The 20,234-nt window shown below is 45.3% G+C and carries 19 protein-coding genes; 14 read left to right on the top strand and 5 right to left on the bottom strand.

The annotated features are described in order from the left end of the window. Positions 1-80: 80 nt before the first annotated feature. The 11 genes from lptE to lipA all read left to right on the top strand — a co-directional run bounded on the left by lptE (position 81) and on the right by lipA (position 9,888). The gene (gene lptE / locus IQP38_RS08685; protein WP_005373019.1) at positions 81-620 is read left to right on the top strand and encodes an LPS assembly lipoprotein LptE; all 540 of its coding nucleotides are present in this window, start codon (positions 81-83) and stop codon (positions 618-620) included. A 5-nt stretch (positions 621-625) separates the two neighbouring features. Continuing rightward, positions 626-1,645, top strand: coding sequence for a DNA polymerase III subunit delta (holA, locus tag IQP38_RS08680; protein ID WP_193837502.1), 1,020 nt, complete (start codon positions 626-628; stop codon positions 1,643-1,645). An 88-nt stretch (positions 1,646-1,733) separates the two neighbouring features. Further along, positions 1,734-2,051, top strand: a complete 318-nt coding sequence (rsfS, locus tag IQP38_RS08675; protein ID WP_005373015.1) for a ribosome silencing factor — start codon at positions 1,734-1,736, stop codon at positions 2,049-2,051. 4 nt (positions 2,052-2,055) lie between these two features. Further along, positions 2,056-2,526 carry a 23S rRNA (pseudouridine(1915)-N(3))-methyltransferase RlmH gene (gene rlmH / locus IQP38_RS08670; protein ID WP_017821762.1) on the top strand — a complete coding sequence of 157 codons (471 nt, stop codon included), beginning with the start codon at positions 2,056-2,058 and terminating at the stop codon, positions 2,524-2,526. A gap of 29 nt (positions 2,527-2,555) precedes the next feature. Then, positions 2,556-4,472 carry a penicillin-binding protein 2 gene (gene mrdA / locus IQP38_RS08665; protein ID WP_005384126.1) on the top strand — a complete coding sequence of 639 codons (1,917 nt, stop codon included), beginning with the start codon at positions 2,556-2,558 and terminating at the stop codon, positions 4,470-4,472. Beyond that, the gene (gene rodA / locus IQP38_RS08660; RefSeq protein ID WP_005384128.1) at positions 4,472-5,593 is read left to right on the top strand and encodes a rod shape-determining protein RodA; all 1,122 of its coding nucleotides are present in this window, start codon (positions 4,472-4,474) and stop codon (positions 5,591-5,593) included. The genes mrdA and rodA overlap by 1 nt, the downstream gene beginning before the upstream one ends. A gap of 2 nt (positions 5,594-5,595) precedes the next feature. Beyond that, positions 5,596-6,399: a septal ring lytic transglycosylase RlpA family protein gene (locus IQP38_RS08655; RefSeq protein WP_017635670.1), complete on the top strand. Its 804-nt coding sequence runs from the start codon at positions 5,596-5,598 to the stop codon at positions 6,397-6,399. Between the two features lie 91 nt (positions 6,400-6,490). Next, a complete protein-coding gene (locus IQP38_RS08650; RefSeq protein WP_005384132.1) occupies positions 6,491-7,669 on the top strand; it encodes a serine hydrolase in 1,179 nt (392 codons plus the stop codon). Between the two features lie 139 nt (positions 7,670-7,808). Continuing rightward, positions 7,809-8,087, top strand: coding sequence for a DUF493 family protein YbeD (gene ybeD, locus IQP38_RS08645; protein ID WP_005384135.1), 279 nt, complete (start codon positions 7,809-7,811; stop codon positions 8,085-8,087). Positions 8,088-8,263: 176 nt separating this feature from the next. Further along, complete coding sequence (gene lipB / locus IQP38_RS08640) at positions 8,264-8,926, top strand: lipoyl(octanoyl) transferase LipB (protein ID WP_005384137.1); 663 nt, start codon at positions 8,264-8,266, stop codon at positions 8,924-8,926. Next, positions 8,923-9,888, top strand: coding sequence for a lipoyl synthase (lipA, locus tag IQP38_RS08635; RefSeq protein WP_005391329.1), 966 nt, complete (start codon positions 8,923-8,925; stop codon positions 9,886-9,888). The genes lipB and lipA overlap by 4 nt, the downstream gene beginning before the upstream one ends. Positions 9,889-10,306: 418 nt before the next feature. On the opposite strand, the gene glyA is transcribed toward lipA, so the two are convergent. After that, on the bottom strand, positions 10,307-11,557 hold the full coding sequence (gene glyA, locus IQP38_RS08630; protein ID WP_005381985.1) for a serine hydroxymethyltransferase: 1,251 nt from the start codon (positions 11,555-11,557) through the stop codon (positions 10,307-10,309). Between the two features lie 347 nt (positions 11,558-11,904). Between glyA and IQP38_RS08625 the strand changes: the two genes are divergently transcribed. The 3 genes from IQP38_RS08625 to IQP38_RS08615 all read left to right on the top strand — a co-directional run bounded on the left by IQP38_RS08625 (position 11,905) and on the right by IQP38_RS08615 (position 15,149). After that, positions 11,905-12,507: a YitT family protein gene (locus IQP38_RS08625; RefSeq protein ID WP_017635671.1), complete on the top strand. Its 603-nt coding sequence runs from the start codon at positions 11,905-11,907 to the stop codon at positions 12,505-12,507. A gap of 90 nt (positions 12,508-12,597) precedes the next feature. Beyond that, positions 12,598-14,118: a winged helix-turn-helix domain-containing protein gene (locus IQP38_RS08620; protein ID WP_005381956.1), complete on the top strand. Its 1,521-nt coding sequence runs from the start codon at positions 12,598-12,600 to the stop codon at positions 14,116-14,118. Positions 14,119-14,249: 131 nt separating this feature from the next. Beyond that, complete coding sequence (locus IQP38_RS08615; RefSeq protein ID WP_054576932.1) at positions 14,250-15,149, top strand: hypothetical protein; 900 nt, start codon at positions 14,250-14,252, stop codon at positions 15,147-15,149. Positions 15,150-15,238: 89 nt separating this feature from the next. Here the strand turns inward: IQP38_RS08615 and treC are convergent, their stop codons facing one another. From treC to gmhB, 4 genes are all read right to left on the bottom strand, one after another. Further along, positions 15,239-16,924: an alpha,alpha-phosphotrehalase gene (treC, locus tag IQP38_RS08610; RefSeq protein WP_085569902.1), complete on the bottom strand. Its 1,686-nt coding sequence runs from the start codon at positions 16,922-16,924 to the stop codon at positions 15,239-15,241. Positions 16,925-17,011: 87 nt separating this feature from the next. Beyond that, a complete protein-coding gene (gene treB / locus IQP38_RS08605; RefSeq protein ID WP_005383602.1) occupies positions 17,012-18,436 on the bottom strand; it encodes a PTS trehalose transporter subunit IIBC in 1,425 nt (474 codons plus the stop codon). A gap of 176 nt (positions 18,437-18,612) precedes the next feature. Beyond that, positions 18,613-19,560 (bottom strand): trehalose operon repressor TreR, encoded by a 948-nt coding sequence (gene treR, locus IQP38_RS08600; protein WP_085569903.1) that lies wholly within the window; start codon positions 19,558-19,560, stop codon positions 18,613-18,615. A gap of 74 nt (positions 19,561-19,634) precedes the next feature. Beyond that, a complete protein-coding gene (gmhB, locus tag IQP38_RS08595; protein ID WP_005381961.1) occupies positions 19,635-20,186 on the bottom strand; it encodes a D-glycero-beta-D-manno-heptose 1,7-bisphosphate 7-phosphatase in 552 nt (183 codons plus the stop codon). Positions 20,187-20,234: the final 48 nt, after the last annotated feature.

The following is a 20,234-nucleotide window of genomic DNA, read 5'->3' as shown; positions in this document are numbered from 1 at the left end:
TACCCTGTTTATTTACCTCAAACCATTCACATGAGTGGTTTAAGGTAAATAACCCCTTCAATTTAGGATGAATACAATCAATGCGCTTTTTCTCTTTGATTAAACTACCAGTGGTATTGGTATTAGCGGGGCTTCTTTCTGCCTGTGGTTTTCACCTTCGCGGCGAGTATTCCGTACCGGAAGAGCTGCACACTATGTCTTTCTCCAGCTACGATGAATACAGTGAATTAACTCGCTATGTTCGCTCTCAACTCGAACTGAACAAAGTTGAACTTGTTCAACCATCATCGACGGTACCCAACCTTCATTTGACGGAAGCGACTATCGATGAGCGTACACTGTCTCTGTATCAAAATAGCCGTGCAGCAGAAAAAGAGCTGACATACGTAGTAAAATACCGTGTGACGATTCCTGGCTATGGCTCTAAAAACTTTACGACAACAGTAAACCGCAACTACCTAGACAACCCGTTGACGGCACTTGCAAAATCTGTTGAACGTGACGTAATTGAAGATGAGATGCGCTTGCAAGCTGCAAAACAGATGATGCGCCAGTTGGGCCGTATTCGTGCCGAATATGAAGCAGGACAAATCTCTGAGCCAGCGAACACAAACTCTTAATCACTATGCGAATTTATGCCGATAAATTAACGGATCATTTAACTAAACACGTTAAACAGGTTTACCTAATCTTTGGTAATGAGCCGTTACTGATTCAAGAGAGCCGCCAAGCAATCCAAAAGGCAGCGTTTCAACAAGGTTTTGAGGAAAAACACCGTTTTGCGGTAGACGCAAGCATCGACTGGAATCAAGTTTACGATTGCTTCCAAGCGATGAGCCTGTTCTCAAACCGTCAATTGATCGAGCTTGAAATTCCAGAGAGTGGCGTGACAACCGCCGTCAGCAAAGAGCTGCAAACACTGTGTGATATGCTGCATGATGACATCATGCTCGTCATTGTTGGTAGCAAACTGACCAAAGCCCAAGAAAATGCGAAATGGTTCAAAGCATTAAGCTCAAAAGGCGACTGGGTAAGCTGTTTGTCGCCAGAGCTACAACGCTTACCTATGTTCATTCAGGCACGTTGCCGCACGTTGGGCCTAAAACCCGATCAACAATCACTGCAAATGTTGGCTCAATGGCATGAAGGTAACCTATTTGCATTGACACAAAGCTTAGAGAAATTGGCCCTACTCTACCCGGATGGTGAGCTGACCATCATACGTTTAGAGGAAGCCCTAAGTCGCCATAACCACTTCACTACCTTTAACTGGATCGACGCCTTACTGGCAGGTAAAGCAAACCGTGCACAACGTATTCTTCGCCAACTTGAGGCGGAAGGGGTTGAGACCGTGATCTTGATTCGAAGTGTACAAAAAGAGTTGAGCCAACTTTTAAATATGCATCAAGACTTAACTCAAATGGGAATGAACCAGGTATTTGAGAAATATCGAGTTTGGCAAAACAAGCGTCCACTCTATAACGCAGCACTGGCCCGCTTATCAGCGAGTCGTATTTGTGCATTGCTCTCCTTGTTGGCTCAAGCCGAGATAAAAGCCAAAACTCAGTATGACGAGTCTGTATGGCCAACTATTCATCAGTTGAGCTTAGAAACCTGCTCTCCTGATATTAAGCTGGCAATTTAAAAATCAAAGCGTGATATAGTGCGCGACCTGTTTTGCAAGCAAGAATGTAAAACACTGTAGAGATAAGAGACAAACCGAGGAAAACCGAGTGCTTCGCGAAGAACTGAAAGACTTTTTAGCTGATAAAGCCGACGACATGAAAGCGGAAGACATTATCGTCCTAAATGTGGAAGATAAATCAAGCGTGACAGATTACATGATCATCTGTACTGGTACATCCAAACGCCACGTTTCATCCATCGCTGACCATGTTGCAACAGAGGTGAAAAAAGCCGGTCTTGAGCCACTAGGAATGGAAGGTGAAAACGAAGGTGAATGGGTAGTCCTTGATATGGGCGACGCCATGCTTCACGTGATGCAAGAAGAGCACCGCGAACTCTACCAGCTAGAAAAACTCTGGGGTTAATCTTTTGAAAATTCAACTAATTGCTGTTGGCACAAAAATGCCAAAATGGGTTGAGGAAGGCTTTCAAGAATATCGTCGCCGTTTCCCGCATGATATGCCGTTGGAGTTGATTGAAATCTCTGCTGGCAAGCGTGGTAAGAATGCCGATATCGCTCGCATCCTGCAAAAAGAAGGGGAAGCGATGCTCGCTGCGGTACCAAAAGGCAACCGTATCGTCACGTTAGATATCCCAGGTAAAAAATGGGACACTCCTCAACTCGCTGAGCAGTTAGAAGCTTGGAAATTAGATGGCCGTGATGTATCAATATTAATCGGCGGTCCTGAAGGACTCGCTCCTGCATGCAAAGCTGCAGCAGACCAAAGCTGGTCATTGTCTGCCTTAACGCTACCCCACCCTCTAGTGCGTATCGTAATGGCAGAAAGCTTGTACCGAGCGTGGAGCATCACCGCTAACCACCCTTATCATCGCGAATAATCGTTGTTTAACTTTAGAGCCAAGCGTTAATGATTCGTAAACGCCGCAGTCAAATCCGAGATTATCAAGCCGAAGCGCGTCTGTTTGCCAGCCGCGCTATTGTTGCTTTTATCGGCATTGTTGTCTTGATGGGAGCTCTGGTTGCCAACATGTACAACATTCAGGTGAACCAGTTTCAAGACTATCAAACCCGCTCGAACGATAACCGCATCAAAGTGGTGCCTATCGCGCCTAACCGAGGTCTAATTTATGACCGAAATGGCGTTTTACTGGCAGAGAACCGTCCCGTCTTTAACTTAGAACTGACCCCAGAAAAAATTAAAGACATTGATGCAACCATCCAAGAATTACAAACTATTCTGGAAATTACACCAGACCAGATTGAACGTTTCCACCACGAGCGTAAACGGACTCGTCGATTTAAATCGGTCCCACTGCTTACCCAACTGAACGAAAAACAAGTAGCGGTATTCTCCGTCAATCAGTACCGCTTTCCAGGTGTGGAAATAAGTGCGACCTTAAAGCGCTACTACCCTTTCAGCGAAGTCTTAACCCACGTGATTGGGTATGTTTCTCGAATTAATGATCGCGACATGCAACGCCTGATCCGAGAAGAAAAAGACGCAAACTATCAAGCCACTCGCGACATTGGTAAGCTGGGTATTGAAAAATACTACGAAGACCTCTTACACGGTACAGCCGGATATCAAGAAGTCGAGGTAAACAGCCGCGGCCGAGTAATTCGTACCTTAAAGTACGTTCCACCTGTACCCGGAAAAGACATCGTTTTAAACCTTGATATCAACTTGCAGTTGTACGTACACCAATTGTTGGACGGCCGCCGAGGCAGTGCTGTAGTAATCGATCCTAGAGACAACGGCGTACTGGCTATGGTTTCAAGCCCTAGCTACGATCCTAACTCGTTCGTGCACGGAATCTCAGGTAAAGATTATCGCGCCCTTTTGAACGATAAAAACCGTCCTTTGGTCAACCGCACTACACTTGGCATTTACCCTCCGGCCTCTACCATCAAACCATTTATGGCGGTAGCCGCGCTGCAAGAAGGTGTCGTCACACCTAACACCACACGAAATGATCCTGGTTATTGGCGCATACCAAACTCTAACACACGTCCGTTCCGGGACTGGTTGCGTTGGGGACACGGACGCGTCGATATCATTAAGTCGATCGAAGAGTCTGTTGATACCTTCTACTATCAAATCGCTTATGACATGGGCATTGACCGTATTTCGAATTGGATGATGATGTTCGGTTTTGGTGATTACACTGGCATTGATATCTACGAAGAAAGTAAGGCGAACATGCCGACTCGTGACTGGAAAATGTCTCGCCATAAAACCCCGTGGTATAAAGGTGATACGATCCCTGTAGGTATCGGCCAAGGATATTGGACAGCAACACCAATGCAAATCGCCAAAGCAACCTCCGTATTAGTAAACGAGGGAGAAGTGATCGCACCTCACTTGCTCAAAGCGACGATAGAAAATGGTAACGACTTCGAAGAGCAGCAAACGACAGAATACGTGACTTACCCACCAATCAAGAATGTGCCTAAAAAGTACTGGGATATGGCGAAAGAAGGCATGCGTCGGGTAAACCATGGCACGCGCGGAACAGCTCGTCGCTCATTCTACAAAATGAATTATGAAACAGCGGGTAAATCAGGTACTGCACAGGTCTTCGGTCTGGGTGAAAACGAAGAGTACAACGCCGATGAGATCGCCGAGCACTTACGTGACCATGCGTTATTTACTGGCTTTGCACCATTTGATGATCCTAAAGTGGTCGTCACTGTAGTACTAGAAAATGCCGGTGGTGGTTCTAGTAACGGTGCCCCAGTAGTAAGGAAAATTTTTGACCGAGTCGTTCTTGGTCCAGAAGAAATTGAGCCTGAAAACAATGCGAAGAAAGAGGTAAAACAGTAATGAAGATGGATCCCTCTACAGGTAAAAATCGCGCCCTGTTTGAACGCTTCCATATCGACTTACCACTCCTACTTGGCATACTGGCCCTGATGGGGTTTGGCCTGGTGATCATGTACAGCGCCAGTGGCCAAAGTTTACTGATGATGGATCGCCAAGCCATGCGAATGGTGCTTTCACTCGTTGTGATGCTCGTCCTTGCACAGCTTTCTCCACGAACTTACGAAAGCTTGGCACCTTTGATGTTCGTTGGTGGCGTTATACTGCTTTTCGGCGTGCTGTTTTTCGGTGAAGCATCGAAAGGCGCGCAGCGTTGGCTTAACCTCGGTTTTGTGCGCTTTCAACCGTCAGAGCTATTGAAGCTCGCGGTGCCATTAATGGTGGCTCGCTATGTTGGTAGACAGCCCCTCCCACCAACGCTAAGAACACTCATTGTTGCACTGATTATGGTCTGCTTACCAACCATTCTCATTGCAAAACAGCCTGACTTAGGTACCTCAATCCTGATCGCGGCTTCCGGTATTTTTGTTATCTTCCTCGCAGGCATTAGCTGGAAAATAATTGCTGGTGCTGCGATTGCATTAGGTGGTTTCATTCCAATTCTGTGGTTTTTCTTGATGCGAGAGTATCAAAAAGTGAGAGTTCGTACTCTATTTAACCCGGAGTCTGATCCGCTAGGAGCGGGCTACCACATTATTCAGAGTAAAATTGCGATTGGCTCCGGCGGTATTTCCGGCAAAGGTTGGTTGCAAGGTACGCAGTCACAACTAGAATTTCTTCCTGAACGACACACTGACTTTATCTTTGCAGTAATTGCTGAAGAATGGGGTATGATTGGCTTCCTTTGCCTTTTAGCCATCTATCTATTTATTATTGGACGAGGTTTATATCTCGCCAGCCAAGCGCAAACCGCATTTGGACGAATGATGGCAGGCAGTATTGTACTCAGCTTCTTCGTGTATATTTTTGTAAATATTGGCATGGTAAGTGGCATCCTACCTGTAGTAGGTGTACCGTTGCCACTCATCAGTTATGGCGGCACATCAATGGTAACCTTGATGGCTGGTTTTGGTATTCTAATGTCGATTCATACGCACCGAAAAGCATTCTCTAAGGCGACCTAGACATGCAAAAACGCGCTTTATATTCCTTGGTTTTCTCTGCTCTTATTTTGGCAGGCTGTTCATCAACTAGCCAAAAAGAACAAGAAGGCCGTTACGAACTCGAATCCGATGTTGCACCGGATACACCGCTTTCAGTCGAACACATCGAGGATGCGCATCCTAAATATGAACCGTACAGCCTAGGTGGGAACAAAGATTACCACTTGCGTGGCAAAGACTACAAAATAGTTCGCAATGCGAAAGGCTTTAAAGAAAAAGGCCGCGCATCTTGGTATGGGAAAAAATTCCAAGGTCATTTGACTTCTAATGGCGAAATCTATGACATGTACTCAATGACGGCAGCGCATAAAACGCTACCGTTACCAAGTTACGTAAAAGTTACCAATACTGACAACGGCAAAACCACCATAGTACGAGTTAATGACCGAGGTCCTTTTCACGATGGCCGTATCATTGATTTAAGCTATGCCGCCGCGCACAAGTTAGATGTCATAAAAACAGGCACCGCGAACGTGGAAATTGAAGTGATCAGTATCAATCAGCCCACGGACAAAAAGTCATTAGAAGCGCACCCTAGGTACGTTATTCAAGTGGCATCATCAAAAAATGAAGAGCGCGCGCGAACTTTAGGTACCGAGCTTGGTCAAAAATTGGATACAGAAACTTTCCTAGAGAGTGCGAAAGAGTCTTATCGCTTGTTGTTAGGGCCATTTACTGACTATTCCCTGACGCAAGCCACACTAGATAAAGTAAAGTTGCTCGGCTATTCGTCTGCATTTATTAAAAAACACAACACTGCCAAATGACCTCGTGTCATGAATTTCTCTTTGATCCCCCTCTTACATAACTAGGGATTCTGATAAGATGTCTGCAGTTAACCCAAAAATTTGAATTACCATGAATAAAAATAAGTTTGTGAAATCTATTCTCGTTTCTTCGGTTGCCCTTTCTGCAACTTTCGCTCAATCTGCTCTTGCATCACCTATCGTTGTTCCAGATGCCCCTCAAATCGCGGCGAAGGGCTACGTGCTGATGGATTACCATTCAGGTAAAGTACTGGCAGAGAAAGAGATGAACACAAAATTGTCTCCAGCTAGTCTGACTAAGATGATGACCAGCTATGTAATCGGCCAAGAGCTAGCGCGTGGTAATATCTCAGAAGATGATGATGTCACCATCAGTAAAAATGCGTGGGCGAAAAACTTCCCTGATTCATCAAAGATGTTCATTGAAGTAGGCACAACAGTTAAAGTACGTGACCTGAACCGAGGTATCATCGTCCAGTCAGGTAACGATGCCTGTGTTGCGATGGCAGAACATATTGCAGGTTCAGAAGATGCATTTGTTGACCTAATGAACGCTTGGGCCAACACATTGGGTATGACTAACTCGCACTTTGCCAACGTTCATGGCTTAGATAACGCAGAATTGTACTCAACACCATACGACATGGCACTGCTAGGTAAAGCACTTATCCGTGACGTACCAAATGAGTACCGAGTGTACTCAGAGAAGAAATTTACTTACAACGGCATCACCCAATACAACCGTAACGGTCTACTTTGGGATAAGAGCATGAACGTTGACGGCATCAAAACGGGTCACACAAGTAATGCGGGTTACAGCCTAGTAAGTTCAGCAACTGAAGGTCAAATGCGCTTGGTTGCGGTCGTTATGGGTACTAAAGATGCCAATGCTCGTAAGTCAGAAAGCAAAAAGCTGCTAAGCTACGGCTTCCGTTTCTTCGAAACAGTGGCACCGCACAAAGCAGGTGAAACGTTCGTAGAAGAAAAAGTGTGGATGGGTAACAAAGACACCGTAGCACTGGGTCTTGACCAAGATACTTACGTAACACTACCGCGTGGTGAAGCGAAAAACCTAAAAGCAAGCTTCGTCCTTGAAAAAGAGCTAGAAGCCCCAATTAATAAAGGTGATGTAGTTGGTAAGCTATACTATCAGATCGATGGTGAAGATATTGCCGAGTACCCACTAATGGCACTAGAAACCGTAGAGCAAGGTAGTCTATTTAGCCGCATGTGGGATTACATCGTATTGTTATTCAAGAGCTTCTTCTAAAAAGAACGTTAGAGTAGCAAACTTATTCGCAAAGCCGCCTGAATGGGCGGCTTTTTAAGTTTGAGCTCCTCGTCTTGAGTTCCCCCTAATTTGACTGTACTATTTCGCACCGCAACGAATATCTACTGGAGTTATCGATATGCTAACCATCAACTCTGATGCAAAATTAAAAGACCTGCTTGAGTTCCCTTGTTCATTTACTTACAAGGTAATGGGTCATGCAAAGCCTGAACTTCCAGAGCTTGTTCTTGAAGTTATTCAGCGCCATGCTCCAGGTGACTACAGCCCGACCGTTAAACCAAGTGCTAAGGGCAACTACCACTCTGTGTCAATCAACATTACTGCAACCTCTATCGAGCAGGTCGAGACACTGTACAAAGAGTTAGGTGAAATTGACATCGTACGCATGGTTCTATAATTTTTTGATAGATTAAATTTTTTTTGAAAGCAGCCTTGGCTGCTTTCTTTTTATTTATCAAATAGATAACGAGGCTTTACATCACTTTCAGTTAAAAATCTGTTACGCAGCGGTAGAGCATCAGGGTTATCCGGTTTATAATCCAAAAACTTTATATATTAGCAACAGGAATTCCCATGCAACACCAACTTGTTGTAAAACGACTTGGCCGCCAAGACTATGAGCCTGTATGGAAGGCGATGCATGAGTTCACCGACCAACGCACAGAAGAAACCCGTGATGAAGTCTGGTTGGTAGAACATAACCCAGTATTTACGCAAGGACAGGCAGGTAAAGCTGAGCACTTGATTAACACTGGCGATATTCCTGTTGTACAAAGTGATCGCGGAGGTCAGGTTACGTATCATGGCCCTGGTCAGTTGGTCGCCTACTTCTTGATCAACCTACGCCGCAAAAAATTAGGTGTACGAGATCTCGTTACCACAATCGAGAACCTCGTGATCAACACGCTAAAAGCATACAATATTGACTCAGCCGCGCGACCTGACGCACCAGGTGTCTACGTTGCCGGTAAGAAAATATGCTCTCTCGGTTTACGCATTCGTAAAGGATGCTCGTTTCATGGTTTAGCCTTGAACGTAAATATGGATTTAACACCGTTTCTGCGTATTAACCCTTGTGGTTATGAAGGTATGGAAATGGTTCAGGTCAGCCAATTTGGCGGCCCAGACAATGTAGAAGCCGTAGAAAAACAATTAATAGAAGAACTCGTTACTTTGCTCGATTATGAGCAAGTAGAATTCAGCACAGAAGCACCTTCTCAAGGTAATAAAGCATGAGCAAACCAATCCAGATGGAAAAAGGCGTTAAATATCGTGACGCCGATAAAATGGCATTGATTCCCGTAAAGAACATGCCTACAGAGCAGAAAGAAGTGCTACGTAAGCCTGATTGGATGAAGATCAAGCTACCAGCCGACAGCCAACGAATTCAAGACATCAAAGCGGCGATGCGTAAGAATAAACTTCACTCCGTATGTGAAGAAGCATCTTGCCCGAACCTAGCGGAATGTTTTAACCACGGTACAGCAACCTTCATGATCTTAGGTGCTATTTGTACTCGTCGTTGTCCTTTCTGTGACGTTGCTCATGGCCGCCCATTACCACCGGAAGCAGAAGAGCCTCAAAAACTGGCGAAAACCATTGCCGATATGAAGCTGAAATACGTAGTAATCACTTCTGTTGACCGTGACGATCTGCGTGACGGCGGTGCACAACACTTTGCCGATTGTAACCGCGAGATCCGTGCGTTAAACCCGCATATTAAGATTGAAACACTGGTTCCTGACTTCCGTGGTCGCATGGATGTAGCGCTTGATCTAATGAAAGACAATCCGCCAGATGTCTTCAACCACAACTTAGAAACAGCGCCACGTCTTTACCGTAAAGCTCGCCCAGGTGCGAACTATAAATGGTCACTTGAGCTTCTTAAGAAGTTCAAAGAGCAGCATCCCGATGTACCGACCAAGTCTGGTTTGATGATGGGCCTTGGTGAAACCAAAGAAGAAATCATCGAAGTACTGAAAGATCTACGCGCACACGGCGTAACGATGCTGACTCTAGGCCAGTACCTAGCGCCAAGCCGTCACCACTTGCCAGTAGAACGTTACGTTCCACCATCAGAGTTTGACGAGCTAAAAGAAGTTGCACTAGAACTTGGCTTCACGCATGCAGCGTGTGGTCCATTTGTGCGCTCTTCTTACCATGCCGATATGCAAGCTCAAGGTATCGAGATTAAATAAGCTCTCGCTTGTTTTGAAAAGCTTGTTTTGAAAAGAAAGGTTGGCTCAGTGCCAACCTTTTTTGTATCTGGAAAATGATGATAAAAAGCCATTCTACCACTGTCATTCTGAACAGCGAGGAACGAGCGTGATTCAGAATCAGTTTTCAGAATACTGATGATTTTTAGGGAAACTCTGAGTAAAAGAGTGTGCCTCAACAAGATTCCTGATCTCGCCTAGGCTCGTCGGAATGACGTGGTTTGGATATATTGAAAAGGGACAGTGTTGGTAGCCATCCCCTTATCACACTCTCTCGCTATATCTCATTCCAAACGCCAGACAAACAAAAAGGCCCTCAAATGAGGACCTTTCATCAATCAAATAATCAAACCGAATCGCAGAAATAGAACGAGTTCGCCTGAGTTATTTTCAAAAAATGTTAGGCGTAAACTGGTAGACGCTTACAAATTTCTAGCACTTTCTGTTTAGTCGCTTCGATAACTTCTTCGTTGCCGATGTTATCTAGAACGTCACACATCCAGTTTGCTAGCTCTTTTGCATCTTCTTCAGTGAAGCCACGGCGAGTGATCGCTGGCGTACCTACACGGATACCAGACGTTACGAATGGGCTGCGTGGGTCATTTGGTACTGAGTTCTTGTTTACAGTGATGTTTGCTGCACCTAGTGCCGCGTCTGCGTCTTTACCAGTGATATCTTTGTCGATTAGGTCAACAAGGAACAAGTGGTTTTCTGTACCGTTAGATACGATTTTGTAGCCACGCTCTTGGAACTGACCAACCATTGCTTTTGCGTTTTTCACTACGCGAGCTTGATAAGCTTTGAACTCTGGCTCCATCGCTTCTTTGAACGCTACTGCTTTACCAGCGATAACGTGCATTAGAGGGCCACCTTGACCACCAGGGAACACTGCTGAGTTCAATTTCTTGTACATATCTTCGCCAGCATTTGACAAGATAAGACCACCGCGAGGACCTGCTAGTGTTTTGTGCGTCGTTGTTGTTACCACGTGAGCATGCGGTACTGGTGTTGGGTATTCACCGGCAGCGATAAGACCAGCTACGTGCGCCATATCAACAAATAAGTAAGCACCTGCTTTGTCAGCGATTTCACGCATGCGTTTCCAATCAACGATTTGCGAGTAAGCAGAGAAACCACCGATGATCATCTTAGGTTTGTGTTCAAGTGCTAGCTGTTCCATCTCGTCGTAGTTGATTTGACCAGCTTCATCGATACCGTAAGGGATAACGTTGTAGTGCTTACCCGAGAAGTTTACTGGTGAACCGTGAGTTAGGTGACCACCGTGTGCTAGGCTCATGCCTAAAACTGTATCGCCAGGGTTAAGAAGCGCCATGTAAACTGCGCTGTTTGCTTGAGAACCTGAGTGAGGCTGTACGTTAGCGTACTCACAACCAAATAGTTGGCATGCACGCTCAATTGCTAGTGCTTCAGCTTTATCTACGTACTCACAACCGCCGTAGTAACGCTTACCTGGGTAGCCTTCAGCGTATTTGTTCGTTAGCTGAGAACCTTGCGCTTCCATTACACGTGGGCTTGTGTAGTTTTCAGAAGCGATAAGTTCAATGTGTTCTTCCTGGCGAAGAGTTTCTTCCTGGATAGCTGCGAACAGTTCCGCATCGTAATCTGCGATGTTCATATCACGCTTAAGCATCTGTATCTCCTGACTCAGATTAGTACTGAAAGTTGCAAAAAAACTGTTGAATGACCCGACGCAAACGTTTTCGTCACCCTAATGGCGCGCATTCTACATAATTTGATTTAGGTCATAAAGAGAAATTTACAATTTTTCTCATGCAGTTTTTTCATGATGACAAGCAATGTTTATCATGCCAGCATTGCAATCGCATAACGACAATCTATTGCCTGTCAAATTTGTGCTTTACACCCTGTAAAACAGCAATTACATAGGTTTACCGTAAATTTTACCCTCTAGCTACCGAAAAGATCATCTTTTTACTACTATGCACGCCTTATTTATCACTAATGACTGCAACATTGATGGAAAAACACTCATTAAAAGAAGACTGGATAGCGATTCTCACGGGTACCTTTTTAGTAGCTCAAGGCGTTTTCTTTCTCCAATCCGCTAACCTTCTAACGGGAGGCACGACTGGATTGGCTCTGCTTATTAGCCAATTTACACCTTTTACCTTTGGTGTGCTGTACTTTTTAGCAAACAGTCCTTTTTACTTACTAGCATGGAAACGCTTCGGCCGTCATTTCGCCATTAATAGTGCCATTTCTGGCGCGTTGGTTTCTATCTTTGCCGATCATCTTTATTTGCTAATCTCGCTCGAATCGGTAAATGAAGTTTATTGCGCCGTCGCAGGCGGGCTTTTAATGGGGCTCGGTATGCTGATCCTATTCCGACATCGCTCCAGCTTGGGTGGCTTTAACGTGCTGTGTTTGTTTATCCAAGACAAATTTGGCATTTCAGTTGGCAAAAGCCAAATGGCAATCGATGCATGTATCCTGTTTGCTTCATTCTTCTTTGTCACACCAGAAGTGATTGGCCTTTCAATTTTGGGGGCGTTTGCACTCAATCTCGTGTTAGCGATGAACCACAAACCGCACCGCTATTCCGTGACCTACGGTTCATAAATTTTTGATAATGATTGAAGTGCGATTTATAAGATTTCGCGCTCCCATCGCTATATAATACTTCGCGATTTCCAAATAGATCGGTACGGTATGCGCGACTTTCTGCAACAAGCTAAACAGACTCACAGTTGTATTGCGATTGGAGAGCTGATCTATAACCCGAAGACACAGACCCTTCATCAAGATGCTATCGCGATTGATCTTGAACCTCGCACCATTGAATTATTAGAACTGCTGCTAACAAGCGTGGGACATCCGCTCTCTGCCGATACCATTATCGAAACCATTTGGCAGAGCAAATTCATCTCTAAGAATGTACTCACTAACCGCATTAGCACCTTACGTGCGCTGCTACAACAGCATCTCCCCGAGTACGATGCGACTAAGCTCTTGGTCACTTATCCTCGCAAAGGTTACTTTCTAAACCCAGCGAATATCCGTTTAGTGCCACCAGAGAAAAACCATCGACGTGCTATTACAGCTCAAGTTGCGAACCGTAAAAACTTCAAGCTAATTTTTGCTTATAGCTTGTGTGCCATACTTGCGGTATGTAGCATGACACTCGCAAGCTTGTTATGGCAACGCCAAGAAATCTCAACACAGCAAACACGTCATCAACTACTGATTCCCAAAGTCGAGCTACTACTCAACCGTGTCGATTCAATCGGCTCTCAGGCGCGAAAATACCGCATACTGGTCAAAGCCATCTTGCTGCAACAACAGGTCGAATATCCATACACCGACATCGCCAACCAAGATGCTCCCAGTTACTTTCTTGATCCTATCGGTCATACGCCATATTTCCCTGGCGCACGAAACATGCAGACCAGCGACTACGAGCTCAATATCGAGTTAAAAGACGGCGCAGAGCAAGGCATCTTGAAAGCGCAGATGAACCTTATTTATCCTGCGACGGGCAAGCTGGCGTTTCGCAATGAGTACACACTGCGTTTATCTGACCTACAATCGGATATTTTCCAAATGCACTCGGATGTCGCGCAATACTTCAATCTGCCTGCACCTTCGGCAAGTACGTGGCAGCTTTCGGGTGTTCACAAAAAAATGTTATTCGAGAATGCCTTTTCTAGCCAACCTCTCCGACAATCTGATGAGTTTGCGGCTATCACAACGGCAAGACATCTCGCCTTATACGAGCACGAACATCAAAAGCTGGAAGCGTATTTAACTCAAGTACAATCGTCGTTTGATGTTTTGCCAGATGAGCTGAGCCTCTGGTTAGGTCTATTGCATTTCAAATTAGGTAACTTAGACAGGGCAAAAGCTCTGTTAACGACACCAGATGGCGACTCACGCATCCAAAACGCACTGATTTATACCTTTGTGTCTCACATTGCTTATAAGCAGAACAAACTTGAACAGTTCCGTCTCAACTACATGGAATCACTGGTGGCGCTGCTGCGCGTTTTACCTTCCGAAACCTTGTTTGAACGTCTTTCTCAATCTGAATCAAAAGAGACTTGCCTCCAACCGTGGAAAACGTTGCATGTTAGTGTGACCGATCAAGAAATCATAAGCCGATGGAAAGCGCTCATTAACGAGTATTGCACTAACGTAGCCAACGAAATAACCCCAAATAAAACAAAGACCTAAATATAAAATTAAGCTTTCATTAACCCCTGTTAGCTTTTGTTTTTTGCCCTTTTTCTCTCACTGAACTTAGCATGCTCGCATTCAAGCAACGGCCCAACATGAAACGGCCTTATCAATCAGGAATGTAAACCATGCTAAACAAAATGACGCTTATCGCAGCAGCAACTCTGGCTCTTTACGGCTGTGGCGGAGGTTCGTCTTCTGGCAGTGCGAATCCAAACAAAGTGCCTCAAGAAAGTTTCGACGTCTCGATTCACAACTCAATCTTCGCTCCCACGCCAAGCACACAGCTAAACTACGCATTTAGCTTGGATGGCCAACCAGAAGGCGACATGAAACTGAGCTTCCAAGCGATGGGTCGCGAGCAAATATTGGCAGCATTGGCACAAATCCCAAACAGCGAGGCAATGGTCCAGTTGGTTAATGACTTGGTGAACTACGGCGCCGAACAGTTCTACTATTCAGACGAGCAGTACAACGACGACGAAGAGAGCAATACGCTTTACTTTGCAGGATCAGATGGTGCACTCCATGAAATCACTGACGCTTATTTCATTGGTCATCAGTTTATTGCCATGCTTATGCACAGCAGTCCGATTTTCCGCCTAAACGGTGACGACGTAAAAGAGAAAAGCCCGAATATTGACATCGGTGAAGAAACTATGTCTCTGCAAACCACTCTTACAGGCTACGCAGTTCACAACCTTCTAGACCGTTTTGAAGATCATGAGTGGGTACAAAACCTTCCTATGACAGCATCTTGCCAAGTGGTTTGGCAACAGCAAATCCGAGAGACTGGTGTGCGTAAAGCGTTCTCGATCTCAGGCAAGAAAATTGAAGCGGCATACCTGATGGAAGAGAACATCTACAACCTAAACTGTGATGATATGGAATCAATGGAGTTCGCCACTTCGGCAGAACGTTGGTTTAATCCGAGCTTAGGTCTGATTGAACAAATTGAACTGCTGAAAGTACAACAAGTACAAATCAATGAAGAGAAAGTGCAGCTAACAGCGATTGAAACAAAATAAGCTAGGATATCTCAATAAAAGAAGGCTTTGGGGAGCACACCAAAGCCTTCATCTCGAACATCAACCTTAGGGGGTGATGACACCCGAGTTTATTCTTCTATCAATAAAATACGAGTTTCGTAAGGTCGTAACACTTGATGGTTTGACGCGACTGTGCTCGCTGAGTTTTGATAGTTAGATAGCAAGTTTTTCGCTTTACTCATATCAAAACGTTCTGGCAGAACGCATTCCACCTCTTCTGCGTAGTAGTTATTGATACACAGCAGCGTTTGCTTATCGTTCTGACGAGCGTAAGCGAAAATACGTTTGTGCTCTGGCAGCAGGTCCTCGTAACGGCCATCGGTGATAACTGGAACCTGTTTACGCAGTTCAATCAGACGCTTGTAAAAGTAGAACACCGAGTTCAAATCGGCAACCGCAGCTTCAGCATTGATTTCAGAGTAATTCTGCGCCACTTCAAGCCACGGCGTGCCCTCAGTAAAGCCCGCGTGTTTTGCACTGTTCCATTGCATTGGTGTACGTGAGTTATCACGCGACTTCTGTGCCAAGATCGCCATCATATCGTCATGAGATACACCATCACGGTTGACCATGATGTCGTACATGTTAGTACTTTCAACATCACGATATTGGCTGATTTCGGTATAACCCGGGTTGGTCATGCCGATCTCTTCCCCCTGGTAAACATAAGGTGTGCCTTGCATCATGTGCACTGATGCCGCAAGCATCTTGGCAGATTCAACACGGTATTGCTCGTCGTTACCTAATCGGCTCACAACGCGTGGCTGGTCGTGGTTACACCAGAACAGCGCCCCCCACCCTTTGCCATTTAAGCCCGTTTGCCAATGATTGAAGATCTGTTTTAACTGAATGAAATCAAACGGCGCTTTGGTCCATTTTTCACCATTTGGATAATCGACTTTCAGATGATGGAAGTTGAACACCATGGATAGCTCTTTGCCGTCTAGCGAAGAATATTGCTGGCAGTGATCTAGTGTGGTGGAAGACATTTCACCCACTGTTACGCTGCCGTATTTTTGAAACACAGATTCGCTAATCTCTTGAAGGTATTCGTGCACACGTGGACCATCCGTGTAGAAACGACGACCATCACCAATATCGTCACTTGGAAAATCTTGCTGCTTGGAAATCAGGTTGATAACGTCGAGACGGAAACCATCGACACCTTTGTCTGCCCAGAAGCTGATGACTTCTTTCACTTCTTCACGCACTACTGGGTTTTCCCAGTTTAAGTCCGCTTGCTCTTTAGCAAAAAGGTGCAAATAGTACTGGCCTGTTTTTTCATCCAGCGCCCAAGCGTTACCACCAAACTTAGATTGCCAGTTGTTTGGTTCTACACCATCTACCGGATCTTTCCAAATGTAGTAATCACGGTATGGGCTGTTTTTATCACCCAGTGCGGATTGGAACCACTTGTGTTCTGTCGACGTGTGGTTCACTACAATGTCCATGATAATACGAATGCCCAACTGATGCGCTTCTGCTAGCAAAGTATCGAAATCTTCCATAGTGCCGAACTCAGGGTTGATCGAGTAGTAATCGGATATGTCATAACCGTTGTCGATCATTGGTGATTGGTAAACCGGCGTCAGCCAAATCGCATCCACACCAAGATGCTTAAGATAATCCAGCTTAGAAATGATCCCTTTGATGTCGCCCGTGCCTTTACTGCCACTGTCACAAAAGCTTTTTGGGTAAATTTGATAGATGGTTGCGGTTTTCCACCAGCTCTCATCATGCTTGGTCATAGCCATTTCTAACACTCACTTACCAGTAATCGGAAACTTAAAATTTGAAAAGAAAAATAGGAGGAGGCAGCCAAGTCACTGCCTCAAATAGAATTACGCGTTTGCAGGCTCAAGCTCACCTTTGGCTTGTGCACGCTTATAAAGAATTAACGTTAATGCAGCAGGTACCAGCATTGCGACTAACATAGCCAAAGCAAAAATGCCCCAGAACTGCGGTTGGATAGATAAGATGCCCGGCAAACCGCCCACACCGATACCGTTCGCCATTACGCCCGCACTACCACAAATAGCAGCAGCACACGCACTACCGATCATCGCGCTCAGCATTGGGAACTTGTATTTCAAGTTGATGCCGTACATCGCCGGCTCGGTCACACCAAGGTAAGCAGAGATAGCCGCAGGTACTGAGATATCACGCTCGCCATGTTTTTTACTGATGATAATGATGCCGACGACCGCAGACGCTTGAGCAATATTTGAAAGCGCAATCAGAGGCCAAATTGGCGTGCCGCCTAGCTCTTGCATTAATTGAAGGTCAACCGCGTTGGTGGTGTGGTGAATACCAGTAATGACCAATGGCGCGTATAGGAAGCCGAAGATGGTTGAGCCAATCATTGCGAAGTCACCCGTCATGGCTGCTTTTGCTGCGAAAGCAACGCCGTCACCCAACATACGACCGAATGGACCAATGATAGAGTGCGCAAGAATCACAGACACAATGATTGAGACAAACGGCACGACCACTAGGTAAAGGTAAGACGGAATGATGCGTTTTAAGTTGGTTTCAATAAACGCCAGAGCCATACCAGCAAGCATTGCTGGAATCACTTGCGCCTGATAGCCCACTTTTTCGATGGCGAATAAGCCAAAATCCCACACTTCGGGTACTTGCTTACCAATCAGGTAGGCGTTCATCAACTGCGGCGAAACCAATGTTACACCAAGCGTGATACCCAGAATCGGAGTACCGCCGAGCTTTTTCACTGTCGACCAACACACGCCAACTGGTAGGAAGAAGAAGATCGCCTCACCAATCAGCCATAAGAAAGAGTGTACCGTTGCCCAAAACTGGCTGATTTCCGTTAGCGTTTGACCATCAAACATCTTGATGTCGCCAATCACGTTACGGAAACCAAGGATCAGACCACCGGTGATGATCGCTGGTAGCAGTGGTACAAAGATTTCTGCAAGGTGGGAAATACCACGCTCAACGATATTCATGTTTTGACGAGCAGCGTTCTTCGCTTCGTCTTTGCTGGCTTCACTTTTACCCGTCAGTCCGATCAGTACCTTGTAAACTTCATCCACTTCAGTACCGATAACCACTTGGAACTGGCCTGCGTTGGTAAAACAGCCCTTCACCATCGGTAATGTTTCTAACTGTTTCGTATCTGCTTTGTCCGTATCATTTAGAACAAAACGCAAGCGAGTTAAACAGTGACTTACACTGGCAATGTTGTCCGGCCCCCCGACCAGCTCAATAAGACGCTCCACGTCTTTACGCGCAATCTTACTCATAACTTTGTCCACCCTGTATTGGATACATTCGATTCATCATTTTGTTTTTATAAATGGGAACATTCCCATTTCTTAATTTTAATATTGCCATTCGAAGACAAAAAACAAAATGGGAACAGTCCCATTAATTGAGAGTGATCACAGTATAATTTTAGAGCAGATCGTTTTAGTGTGGGTCAATAAACGATAGGCTGTTGAGTAAAGTGAACCACTTCCTCATCGCCATTTAATTGATTGATCAGCATGTTAGCGGACTTCTCACCTGCAAGGGTATAACCGGGGTCGACACTAAATACTTTAGGGAAAAGGAAAGAGAGCAATTCATTACCACCAACACCTGTCACAACCACATCTTCACGGCCTAACTCTTGAAGACGCTTAATCACGCCCAACGCGATGGTGTCACTGGCGCACACGATGGCCTGAGTGTCAGATTGAAGGACTTTGTCTACCAACTGATAAGCACTTTCATGGCTCAACTTACCCGTCTGGAAACAAGGTGTAATTTGTTTGCGTTGACACCAAGCTTTATAAGCATTTAGACGAGCTAAGCCAGTGGTTTTGTCTTCAGGGTCAACACCAATATAAGCAATGCGAGATAAAGATTGCTGCTCAAGATGAGACAAAGCCATGTCTATCACACCTTGGTTGTCGTAGTTGATCGAAGAAACCATTTGCGTGTCCATCGCGATCACGACGATACGATTACCCCACTCCGCCAATGCTCGCTCATCACATCCAGTAAAACCAAACACGATCACCCCATCGACGTTGCGACGTCTAAGCACATCCAAATGCTCATTGGTTTTATCGCGATCGAATTGGCTCTCCATGATCACCGCATCATAACCAGCGGAATACAAAGCATTGAGCATGGTACCAACGGCGCGATTTTCTGATGGTGAGTCTAAACGGGAGATGATAACCCCAATGACTTTTTGGCTGCCACCACGCATCGACTGCGCCGACTTTGATGGGACGTAGCCTGATTCACGAATGATTTGCTCTACCTTCTCTCGCGTTTGGGGTTTCACTTTTGGATCGTTAGTAAGCACACGGCTTACTGTCGATTTGCCCACGCCTGCCAATTTTGCGATATCAAGAATGGTGAGTTTTTTGCTCATAAGTGTTCAGATTAAAAGAAGGAATCAAACAAAAGGGAAGCAGTGGCTTCCCTTATCTCAGTCAGTAATGAATATTACTTGTTTAAGTACGCAGGCACATCTGCAATGCTATCCAATACTACCGTTGCAATGGCTTCGCCCTGTTCCGTTACTGGCTTACCAGTGCGAACCAAAATCTTAGTGCCAACGCCTGCCGCTTCTGCTGCCATCATGTCTTCAGCTTTATCGCCGATCATCACAGATTTCTCCATGTCGATCTTCAAGAAGTCACGCGCAGAAATGAACATACCTGGTTTTGGCTTACGGCACTCACAATCTTGCTTGTACTCGCCAATGCCATGTTCTGGATGATGTGGACAGTAATAGATACCATCGAACTCAACACCATTATCAGCAAAGTTCCAATCCATCCATTGAGTCAGAGACAAGAAACGGTCTTCACTGAATTTACCGCGTGCGATGCCCGATTGATTCGTCACTAACACTAGAAGGTAGCCTTTATCTTTTAGCGCTTTCGTCGCTTCAAATACACCATCAATGTACTCAAAATCATGTTCGTCATGAACGTAGCCGTGGTCAACGTTTATCACGCCATCACGATCGATAAAAACAGCAGGTTTTGCCAAAACGTATTTCTCTATTAACTCGGTTTAATCAGATTATTACATACCTTA

It is taken from the genome of Vibrio sp. OPT41 (assembly GCF_015163595.1).
In the GTDB taxonomy this organism is placed as follows: domain Bacteria; phylum Pseudomonadota; class Gammaproteobacteria; order Enterobacterales; family Vibrionaceae; genus Vibrio; species Vibrio alginolyticus.
Note: the sequence above shows the minus strand (reverse complement) of the source record. Positions and strands in the feature narration are given on the sequence as shown.